An 8,841-nucleotide genomic window follows, 5' to 3' on the forward strand; every position below is an offset into this window, starting at 1 on the left:
GTACCAAGCCCCGGGACCCGGTGACCAGCCGCTACCTGGCAGCGCTGCTGGAGGCGATGGGCGTGCAGCGCGTGGTGGCGCTGGACGTGCACAACCCGGCGGCCTTCGAGAACGCCTTCCGGGTGCCCGCGATTCACCTGGAGGCGCGCCCGCTGCTGGCCGGCGAGCTGCTCCGCGGGGGAGCGGGCGACGGCCTCGTCGTGGTCTCCCCGGACACCGGCGGTTACAAACGCGCCGAGCGTTTCCGCGAGACCCTGGAGGCGCGGACCGGTGCCGCGCCCGGCATGGCGTTCATGGAGAAGAAACGCAGCGGCGGTACGGTCTCGGGGGAGCGGCTGGTCGGGGACGTCGCCGGATGCAACGCGGTAATCGTCGATGACCTGATCAGCACCGGCGGCACCATCGCCCGCGCGGCATCGGCGGCGCATGCCGCTGGGGCAACGGCGGTCACCGCCGTCGCCAGTCATGGCCTGTTCACCGGCGACGCCGCGCGGACCCTCGCCGGGGCGCCGTTGACGCGGCTGCTCGTCACCGACAGCGTGCCGGCGTTCCGGCTGGGCAACGCGCCGCTGCGGGAACGCCTGACCGTCGTGGATACCGCCGACTTCATGGCGGAGGCGGTGCGCCGGCTGCACGCCGGAGATTCCATCGTCTCGATGATGGCGGACCAGGGCTGAGCGTCGTGCCCACCTAGCCCAGGATCCGCTCCCGGGCCAGCGTCAGGTAGGTGCCGGCGCGCTCCAGCCATTTCTCCCGGTCCCGTGCCGGGTCCCGGTCCAGGTGCCACACGGCGAGCTTCGCCCAGAGCAGGGCGCGGCGGCCGGTGTAGGCGGCAAGCAGGCGGTCGCCGGGGGCGTCGCCGCAGACCTCCGTGTAGCGGCGCAGCAGCCGCGGGCCGATCCACTCGGCGCCCAGCCGGTGGCATTCCAGTGCCAGGAAGGCGAGCTCGTCCGCCGGGTCGACGATCCGGAGGCCGCGGTCGAACTCCAGGCAGTCGATCACCGTGGGCCCGGGGGTGAAGTACACGTGCTCCGCGCGCAGGTCCCCGTGTCCTTCCACCACGCGGCCATCGCGCAGCCGCCCGCCGATCTCGTCGGCACGGTCGTCGAGAAGGCCATGCACGTCGCGGGCGACACGGCGGATCAACGCCCGGTCGAGGCCGTAGCGGGAAACGCCGAGGGCCGTGCTGTCGGCGTCGATGTGCCCGCGCATGGCCTCGAGCCAGGCGTGGGGCGGCGGCGTGAAGGGCGTGCGCGCGGCGTAGAAACCGCTCAGGGTATCGGCGAGGGTATCGACCTCGGCGGGCGTTACGCCGCCGGTGCCCAGGCGCTGCCCGAGGCAGTCGCGCTCGGGCAACCGTTGCATACGCACCAGGTACGCCAGGGGCGGGCCGTCACCGTCCAGCACCAGGTGACCGCCGTCCGTGGCGGAGACCGCGGCCACGCCGAGATAAACCGCCGGGGCGAGCCGGCGGTTGAGGCGTACCTCCTCCCGGCATTGATGCCGGCGCGCTGCGAGGCTGGCGTAATCGAGCCAGGGGTAGTGCAGGGCCTTTTTGAGCTTCAGCGCCCGGTCGCCAGCGAGGATCACCCAGGAGAGGTGGGTCTCGATCACGGCATCCGCCGGGGCGGGTGGGCCGTGCTCGGCGAGCTGGTCCACGATCCGGCGCTGGTGCGCGCGCTGTGCTGCGATCGCGGTGGACGACATCCCTTCGCGGTCCCTCCATGTTCCGGCATCCGGCGCGGCTGCCGCTGACCGCTTTCCCGGAGCATAGCCGAGACGGTCGTGCAGGAACGACGCGGGTATCCCGGTGTCGGTGGGAATGGCGGCTGCTGACCCGGCGGCCCGGCCCGGGTAACATCCCGGCTGGGAACGGCAACGCGCGGGCGTGGCCGTATCATGCAGACCATTAGGGAGCACACACGCATGCACCGATCCATTGCGCGCCTGATGACGCGAATCGCCGGCGCCGCGCTGGTCCCGGCGGGGCTGATCCTGGGGCTTTCGGGCGTTCATGCCGCGGATCTGCCGGCACCGCTGCAGTCCCTCGAGGCGCAGGGTGTCGAAATCGGGGAGCCGTTCGAGGCCCCGGGCGGGCTGACCGGCTACGTGATCTCCGCGCGTGGCCAGACCGTCACCGTCTATGTCACCCCGGACAAAGAGCACGCGGTGATCGGGACGCTGCTCGATGCCGACGGTAACAACCTCAGCCAGCCGGTGCTCGACCAGGCCTCGCGGGCGCCCCTCGACCCCAAGATCTGGGATCAGCTCGCCGACAGCCGCTGGATCGCCGACGGGGCAGAGGATGCGGGCCGGGTGGTGTATGTCTTCACCGATCCCAACTGCCCGTACTGTCACCGCTTCTGGCAGATGAGCCGGCCCTGGGTGGAGGCGGGCAAGGTCCAGCTCCGCCATATCATGGTCGGCGTGATCCGCCCGAGCAGCGGTCCGAAGGCGGCGACGCTGCTCGCATCGGGCAACCCGTCGAAGGCGCTGCAGGCCCACGAGCGCAACTACGAGCAGGGCGGTGTCACGCCGCGGGACGACATCCCGGAGGCGGCGCGCAAGGGGGTGCAGGCCAACGGCGCACTGATGCAGGAGCTCGGGTACCGGGGAACGCCCACGGTGGTCTACCGCAATGAGGCGGGCGAGGTGCATCACGTCCAGGGGCTGCCGCGGGGCGATGACCTCACCCAGGCGATGGGCGGACCCCGCCCGGAATAGCGGGACAGAGACGGGAGCAGTGCCAATGGAACTGGGCTTCTACGGGGCGACGCGGGAGGTCACCGGCTCGTGCTTCCTGCTGGAAGTCGGCCGCCGGCGGGTGCTGGTGGACTGTGGCCTGATCCAGGGCAGCCACCGGCACGAGCGGCACAATCGGGATCCATTCCCCTTCGAGGCCTCGTCCATCGACGCGGTGGTGCTCACCCATGCCCACCTCGATCACTCCGGGCGCCTGCCGCTGCTGATCAAGCGCGGGTTCCGCGGGCGGATCTTCACCCATCGGGCGACCGTGGACCTGTGCCGGATCATGCTCGAGGACGCGGGCTACCTCAACGAGAAGGAGGCCCAGTGGGAGAACCGCAAGCGCGAGCGCAAGGGCCTGCGCCCGGTGGAGCCGCTATACACCCGCGATGAGGCGCGGCTGTCCACCCACCGCTTCCACGGCCTGGATTACGGCCAGGAGCGGGAGGTGGTGCCCGGCGTGCGGCTGACCCTGCGTGACGCCGGCCACATCCTGGGCTCCGCGCTCGCGGTGCTCGACCTCGAGGAGACGGGGACGAGGCGGCGGGTCGTCTTCAGCGGTGATCTGGGCCACAAGGGCACACCTATCCTGCGCGACCCGGAGGTCGTCGACCGGGCGGACCTGGTCGTAATGGAGAGTACCTACGGTGATCGCCGGCACCGCGGCTGGGAGGAGACCTGGGCGGAGCTCGGCGGGATCTTCCGCGAGGCGCGTCAGGCCGGCGGCAACGTGCTTGTGCCCACCTTCGCCGTGGACCGCACCCAGATGCTGCTCTACATGTTCAAACGCTATTACCAGGACTGGGGGCTCGACGACTGGCAGATCTTCCTCGACAGCCCCATGGCGATCAAGGCGACACGCGTGTACGCCCGTCACACGGCCCTCTACGACGAGCGTGCCGCCGCCTTTGAACGGGCCCACGGCGAGCTCTTCGACCTCCCGAACCTGCGCCTGTCGGAGTCCACCGAGGCCTCGATGGGCATCAACCGGATCCGCAGCGGCGCGGTGATCGTCGCCGGCAGCGGCATGTGCACCGGCGGGCGGATCAAGCATCACCTCAAGCACAACATCTGGCGGCGCGAGGCCCACGTCGTGATTACCGGCTTCCAGGCGGCGGGCACTCTGGGCCGGGCAATGGTGGACGGGGCGAGCCACATCCGTCTCTGGGGCGAAACGGTGCGCGTGCAGGCGACGGTGCATACCGTGGGCGGCCTCTCCGCCCATGCCGACCAGGACGGGCTCGCCGGCTGGTACGACGGCTTCGGGGGCAGACCACCGGTGGCGATCGTCCACGGCGAGCCGGCGGCACAGGATGCCCTCGCCGCCCGGTTGCAGGGCGACGGCGCGACGCACGCCCGTGCCATGCGCTACGGGGAGCGGCTGGATCTCACCGCGCCCGGGGCCGGCCTCGGGGACTGACCGGCCGCTCAGCCGGCAATGAACACGGTGTGAAGCAACCGCCCGGGGACCAGGGTGAATGCGCCGGCCCCGATCAGCGCGAAGACGAACAGCGAGATCATCCCCGCACGGTGTGCCCGGACATGCCCGGCGCGCACGGCCCGTACCGCGTGAACGAGGGTCGCCAGGGTGACCAGCGAAAGGACGTGGATCGGGCTCCAGTCCCCCCAGACCCGCAGCTCGTGGATGAACAGCGAGCTGACCGCCGTGAGGGCCATGAGCGCGACCCAGCTCCGGCCGACACGGCGGTGAAGCGTACCGCCGCGGCGCAGCCCGAACTGGATGATACCCAGCGCCAGCGCGAGCACGGCGGCGGCGACGTGTACCTGGATCACGACGGAGGCGTGGAGCAGTGGCTGGAGGTGCATGTGGCAGCCTGTGTGCAACTTATTGCATAATAGTGGCGCCCGGCGGGATTGCGTGCAACCGGATGCATATAGAGAACGACGAATGGCACTGCGCTTCGCCCTGCTGACCGCGCTGCAGGAATGCCCGGCGACGGGTTACGAGCTGACGCGTACCTTCCGCGAGCGGCTCGGGCATGTGTGGCCGGCGAGCCATCAGCAGATCTACCGGGAGCTGGCACGGCTCCACGAGGCCGGGCACCTGGCCATGGAGCCGCTGCCCCATGACGACCGCCCCGATGCCAAGCGTTACCGGGTCACCCCGGCCGGCGAGGCCGCGCTGCGGGAATGGCTCGCCGAGCCCCATGCTCCGCCCACGGTAAGGGACCCCTTCCTGGTAAAGCTCTTCGCCGGCGAGCTGCTCGACGACGCGGCCATGCGCGTGCAGGTCGAGCAGCGGCGGGCGTACTGGCAGGACCGTCTGGCCGCGTATCGCGGAATCGAGACGGCCTATTTTCAGCGCGCGTCGTCTCTGCCGAGGCGGTACCGGCTCCAGTACCTGGCCCTGCGTCGGGGCATCATCACGGCCGAGTCGCTGCTCGAGTGGCTCGATGAGCTCGGTGCGGAATTCGGGCCGGGCCGATTCGGGGATTGCACCGGGGGCCGATCATCCGATAATTAAATGACGAGGGGCAATGTGGCGCGGGCGACCGGATCCGATTCGATCGGACGGCAGGGGCTCGCCGCCGGCGGCACATGAGTCGTTGTTCGGTAGAGAAGTAATATAACCGCCGTTTCGATGGAGAGGTCAGGTCATGGTGGAGGAACAATCCCGGCCCAAGGAGGGTGTCCAGCCCCGGCTCAATGAGCCGGCACCGGATTTCCGTGTGGACACGACGGCCGGCGAGCTCTCGCTGGCCGATTACCGGGGGCGCTGGCTCGTGCTGTTCTCGCACCCGGCGGATTTCACACCGGTATGCACCAGCGAGTTCCTGGCGTTCGCCCGGGCACAGGATCGTTTCGACGCCCTCGGTGCGGACCTGCTGGGGCTGTCGGTGGACAGCGAGTTCGCGCATATCGCCTGGATGCAGTCCATTCAGGAGAAGTTCGGGGTGGAGGTGCGCTTCCCCCTCATCGCGGACGCGAAGATGGAGGTGGCGCGTGCCTACGGCATGATCCACCACGGGGCGTCGGACCGGTCGGCCGTGCGGGCGACGTTCATCATCGACCCGGATGGTGTGCTGCGCTCCATGCACTACTACCCGATGCGCAACGGTCGTTCCATCGAAGAGATCCTGCGCCTGCTCCAGGCGCTGCGGACTTCCGACGGCCACGGCGTTGCCACGCCGGCGGGCTGGCAGCCCGGGGAGTCGGTGATCGTGCCGCCGCCGCGTACCGCCGGTGCGGCCGCGGAGCGCCTCGCCAACGACGATTACGCCGTCACCGACTGGTATTTCGCCAAGACGTCGGTCGTCGAGTAGGGCAGTGTCCGGCCGTGCCCGGTTCGTGGCGTGGTCCGGGCGTTCTGTCGTCATCGCGCGGGCGAATTGACCGCGTGGGATGGCTCCCCTAATGTAATTTGCTTCCCAATAATCATTAGTCGAAACAATCCCCGGGAGGGCACATGATCCCGTCGATCAAACAGCTGTTTTCCACCGCGATCCTGACAGCCGGCCTGGTGGCCGGCACCGCCCATGCCCAGGACGGGCTCGCGGACATGGATCCGGTGACCCTGAAGCTTGCTCACGTGGTCAACAAGGAGGATGGCTTCCATATCGCCGCGAAGCGGTTCGCGAAGCTGGTCGATGAGCGCACGGATGGGGCGGTGAACATCGAGATCTATCCCAACGCCCAGCTCGGCGACGAGCGCACGCTGCTCGAGGGGATGCAGATGGGCACCGTGGACATGGGCGTGATCACCAACGGCCCGGTGGCCAACTTCGTCGAGGAGATCGCGGTCTTCGAGCTGCCGTTCCTCTTCCCCTCCCGCGAGGCGGCCTACGAGGTGCTGGACGGCCCGGTCGGCCAGGACCTGCTCGACGAGCTCCAGCGCGTCAACCTCAAGGGCCTCGCCTATGCCGAGCGCGGCTTCCGCAACCTGACCAACAGCGTGCATCCGGTGCACACGCCCGAGGATGTCGAGGGGCTCAAGATCCGGGTCATGGAAAACCCGGTCTACATCGACACCTTCCGCGCGCTCGGCGCCAATGCCGTGCCCATGGCGTGGACGGAGGCACTGACGGCGATGCAGCAGGGCACCATCGACGGCCAGGAAAACCCGGTCAACGTGGTCGAGTCGTTCAAGCTCTACGAGACCCAGAAGTACATGTCGATGACCCGCCACACCTATGCGCCGGCGCTGTTCGTGATGAGCCTGAATGTCTGGAACCGTCTGCCGGCCGAGGCCCAGGACATCCTCCAGCGCTCCGCCCAGGACGCCGCCGAGTACGAGCGGAAGATGAACGCCCAGATGCAGGCCGAGCAGCTGCAGACGCTACGCGATAACGGCATGAAGATCGTCATGGATCCGGACGTCGCCGCCTTCCAGAAGGCCGTGCAGCCGGTCTACGAGAAGTACGGTGAGCGCTTCGGCTCGTATCTCGATCGCATCCGCGAGCAGCTCCAGTAAGCCCACCGCGTTGCCGGACGGGCCGGGCCGTGCGCCCGGCCCGCCGTGGAGAGGTCCATGCTGTCCCTTCTGCAGGCCGTCGAACGCGGCCTGGACGCCGTGATCCGTCCGGCCGCCTTCCTGGCACTGGCTGGCATGATCGTGGTCACCACGCTCCAGATCGTCTTCCGCGTCGCCTTCGACGCCATCAGCTGGTCGGAGGAGCTGGCCCGCTACCTGCTCGTGTGGACCACGTTCCTGGGGGCTACGCTGGCCTACCAGCGGGGTCGCCACATCGCGGTGACGGTGCTCGTGGATCGGCTGCCGAGGCCGCTCGGGCGGTTCGCCCGGGTGCTGGCCCACGCCGCGTCGGTGGCGTTCTTCGCGGTGGTGATCGTGGCGGGCTGGCGCTATATGGACCTCCAGAGCTTCCAGGTCTCTGCTTCCCTGCGTATCCCGATGCCGTGGGTCTATGCCGTGATCCCCGGGTCGGCGGCGGTAATGGGTCTGTACGCGGCCGTGGACCTCCTCGAGGTGCTGTTCGGCCGGGACGAGGCCGGTGATGATGCGGTGGGGGCGGAGGACTGATGGGGGCGTTGCTGTTCGTTGCGTTCTTCGGGCTGTTGGTGCTCGGTGTGCCGGTGGCGGTGGCCATCGGTCTGGGCGCGATTGTGGCGCTGACCGCGGACGGCGTCCCGCTGATGGTCGTGGTGCAGCGGATGTTCGCGGGCACCGATTCCTTCGCGCTGATCGCGGTGCCGTTCTTCATCCTCGCCGGCGATCTCATGGCCTCGGGCATGGTCAGCCGCAAGTTGGTCGATTTCGCCGATGCCCTGTTCGGCTTCGTGAAGGGCGGGCTGTCAATCGTCTCGGTGCTCGCGGGGATGTTCTTCGCCGCGATCTCCGGTTCGGGCGCGGCGACCACCGCGGCCGTGGGCTCGACACTAATCCCCGAGCTCAAGCGCAAGGGCTACGAGGAGGCCCCGGCGGCGAGCCTGATCGCCGCGAGCGGCACCATAGGCGTGGTGATCCCGCCGTCGGTGCCGATGATCATCTACGCGGTGCTCGCCGACCAGTCGGTGGCGCGGCTGTTCCTCAACGGTTTCATCCCCGGCATCATCATGGGGCTCGGTCTCATGGCGATAGCGCTGGCCCAGGCCTACGACCGCAACTATCCGCGGGGCAGTGCGCTGTCGCTCGGCAATATACTGCGCACCTTCCGCGACGCCTTCTGGGGGCTGCTTACCCCGGTAATCATCCTCGGCGGGATCTTCTCCGGTGTGTTCACCCCCAGCGAGGCGGCGGTGGTGGCGGTGAACTATGCGCTGCTGGTCTCGCTGTTCGTCTACCGCGACCTCACGTTGCGCGAGATATACGCGCTGATGATCCGCTCCGTGCTCACCACCGGGGTGATCATGTTCGTGATCGCCACCTCGGCGGTGCTGAGCTGGACGCTTGCGAACTGGAATATCCCCACGCAGGTGGCGCAGTGGGTACTCGGAATCTCCTCCGAGCCGATGGTGATCCTGCTGCTGATCACGGCGGTGATCCTGGTCACCGGCGTGTTCGTGGAGACCGCGAGCGCGCTGATCATCCTCACACCGGTATTGCTGCCGCTGGTCAAGGCGATGAACGTCGATCTCATCCACTTCGGGGTGATCATGGTCATGGGGCTGGGCATCGGG

Annotated in this window: 10 protein-coding genes; 8 read left to right on the plus strand and 2 right to left on the minus strand. The window is 68.7% G+C overall.

Features of this window, described 5'->3' with window-relative positions; translation table 11 throughout:
• Nucleotides 1–677 (plus strand): ribose-phosphate diphosphokinase (prs, locus tag G7A99_RS14080; protein ID WP_163141195.1); only part of this gene is annotated, 677 nt, incomplete at its 5' end.
• Between the two features lie 13 nt (nt 678–690).
• Here the strand turns inward: prs and G7A99_RS14085 are convergent.
• A complete protein-coding gene (locus G7A99_RS14085) occupies nt 691–1,707 on the minus strand; it encodes a hypothetical protein (RefSeq protein WP_163141198.1) in 1,017 nt (338 codons plus the stop codon).
• 219 nt (nt 1,708–1,926) lie between these two features.
• On the opposite strand from G7A99_RS14085, the gene dsbG reads away from it, so the two are divergent.
• Together dsbG and G7A99_RS14095 are read left to right on the plus strand one after the other, a co-directional pair.
• Nucleotides 1,927–2,724, plus strand: coding sequence for a thiol:disulfide interchange protein DsbG (dsbG, locus tag G7A99_RS14090; RefSeq protein WP_163141201.1), 798 nt, complete (start codon nt 1,927–1,929; stop codon nt 2,722–2,724).
• Between the two features lie 25 nt (nt 2,725–2,749).
• Nucleotides 2,750–4,165 (plus strand): MBL fold metallo-hydrolase RNA specificity domain-containing protein, encoded by a 1,416-nt coding sequence (locus G7A99_RS14095; protein ID WP_163141204.1) that lies wholly within the window; start codon nt 2,750–2,752, stop codon nt 4,163–4,165.
• Nucleotides 4,166–4,173: 8 nt separating this feature from the next.
• Here the strand turns inward: G7A99_RS14095 and G7A99_RS14100 are convergent, their stop codons facing one another.
• The gene (locus G7A99_RS14100; RefSeq protein WP_163141207.1) at nt 4,174–4,572 is read right to left on the minus strand and encodes a DUF2306 domain-containing protein; all 399 of its coding nucleotides are present in this window, start codon (nt 4,570–4,572) and stop codon (nt 4,174–4,176) included.
• Between the two features lie 82 nt (nt 4,573–4,654).
• Here G7A99_RS14100 and G7A99_RS14105 point away from each other — a divergent pair, with 82 nt between their 5' ends.
• From G7A99_RS14105 to G7A99_RS14125, 5 genes are all read left to right on the plus strand, one after another.
• A complete protein-coding gene (locus G7A99_RS14105; protein WP_163141210.1) occupies nt 4,655–5,230 on the plus strand; it encodes a PadR family transcriptional regulator in 576 nt (191 codons plus the stop codon).
• Between the two features lie 133 nt (nt 5,231–5,363).
• Nucleotides 5,364–6,029, plus strand: coding sequence for a peroxiredoxin (locus tag G7A99_RS14110; protein WP_163141213.1), 666 nt, complete (start codon nt 5,364–5,366; stop codon nt 6,027–6,029).
• 143 nt (nt 6,030–6,172) lie between these two features.
• Complete coding sequence (locus tag G7A99_RS14115; RefSeq protein WP_163141216.1) at nt 6,173–7,177, plus strand: TRAP transporter substrate-binding protein; 1,005 nt, start codon at nt 6,173–6,175, stop codon at nt 7,175–7,177.
• Between the two features lie 57 nt (nt 7,178–7,234).
• On the plus strand, nt 7,235–7,744 hold the full coding sequence (locus G7A99_RS14120) for a TRAP transporter small permease (protein WP_163141219.1): 510 nt from the start codon (nt 7,235–7,237) through the stop codon (nt 7,742–7,744).
• On the plus strand, nt 7,744–8,841 hold a 1,098-nt coding region (locus G7A99_RS14125), incomplete at its 3' end, for a TRAP transporter large permease (RefSeq protein WP_163141222.1). The genes G7A99_RS14120 and G7A99_RS14125, both read left to right, overlap by 1 nt.

The sequence above is a fragment of the Arhodomonas sp. KWT genome (genome assembly GCF_010993615.1).

What these genes read in the sequence shown, in the direction of transcription:
- G7A99_RS14085 (WP_163141198.1), bottom strand. Translation starts at nt 1,707, where the DNA reads ATGTCGTCCACCGCGATCGCAGCACAGCGCGCGCACCAGCGCCGGATC.
- G7A99_RS14100 (WP_163141207.1), bottom strand. Translation starts at nt 4,572, where the DNA reads ATGCACCTCCAGCCACTGCTCCACGCCTCCGTCGTGATCCAGGTACAC.
- G7A99_RS14110 (WP_163141213.1), top strand. Translation starts at nt 5,364, where the DNA reads ATGGTGGAGGAACAATCCCGGCCCAAGGAGGGTGTCCAGCCCCGGCTC.
- G7A99_RS14120 (WP_163141219.1), top strand. Translation starts at nt 7,235, where the DNA reads ATGCTGTCCCTTCTGCAGGCCGTCGAACGCGGCCTGGACGCCGTGATC.
- G7A99_RS14105 (WP_163141210.1), top strand. Translation starts at nt 4,655, where the DNA reads ATGGCACTGCGCTTCGCCCTGCTGACCGCGCTGCAGGAATGCCCGGCG.
- G7A99_RS14115 (WP_163141216.1), top strand. Translation starts at nt 6,173, where the DNA reads ATGATCCCGTCGATCAAACAGCTGTTTTCCACCGCGATCCTGACAGCC.
- dsbG (WP_163141201.1), top strand. Translation starts at nt 1,927, where the DNA reads ATGCACCGATCCATTGCGCGCCTGATGACGCGAATCGCCGGCGCCGCG.
- G7A99_RS14095 (WP_163141204.1), top strand. Translation starts at nt 2,750, where the DNA reads ATGGAACTGGGCTTCTACGGGGCGACGCGGGAGGTCACCGGCTCGTGC.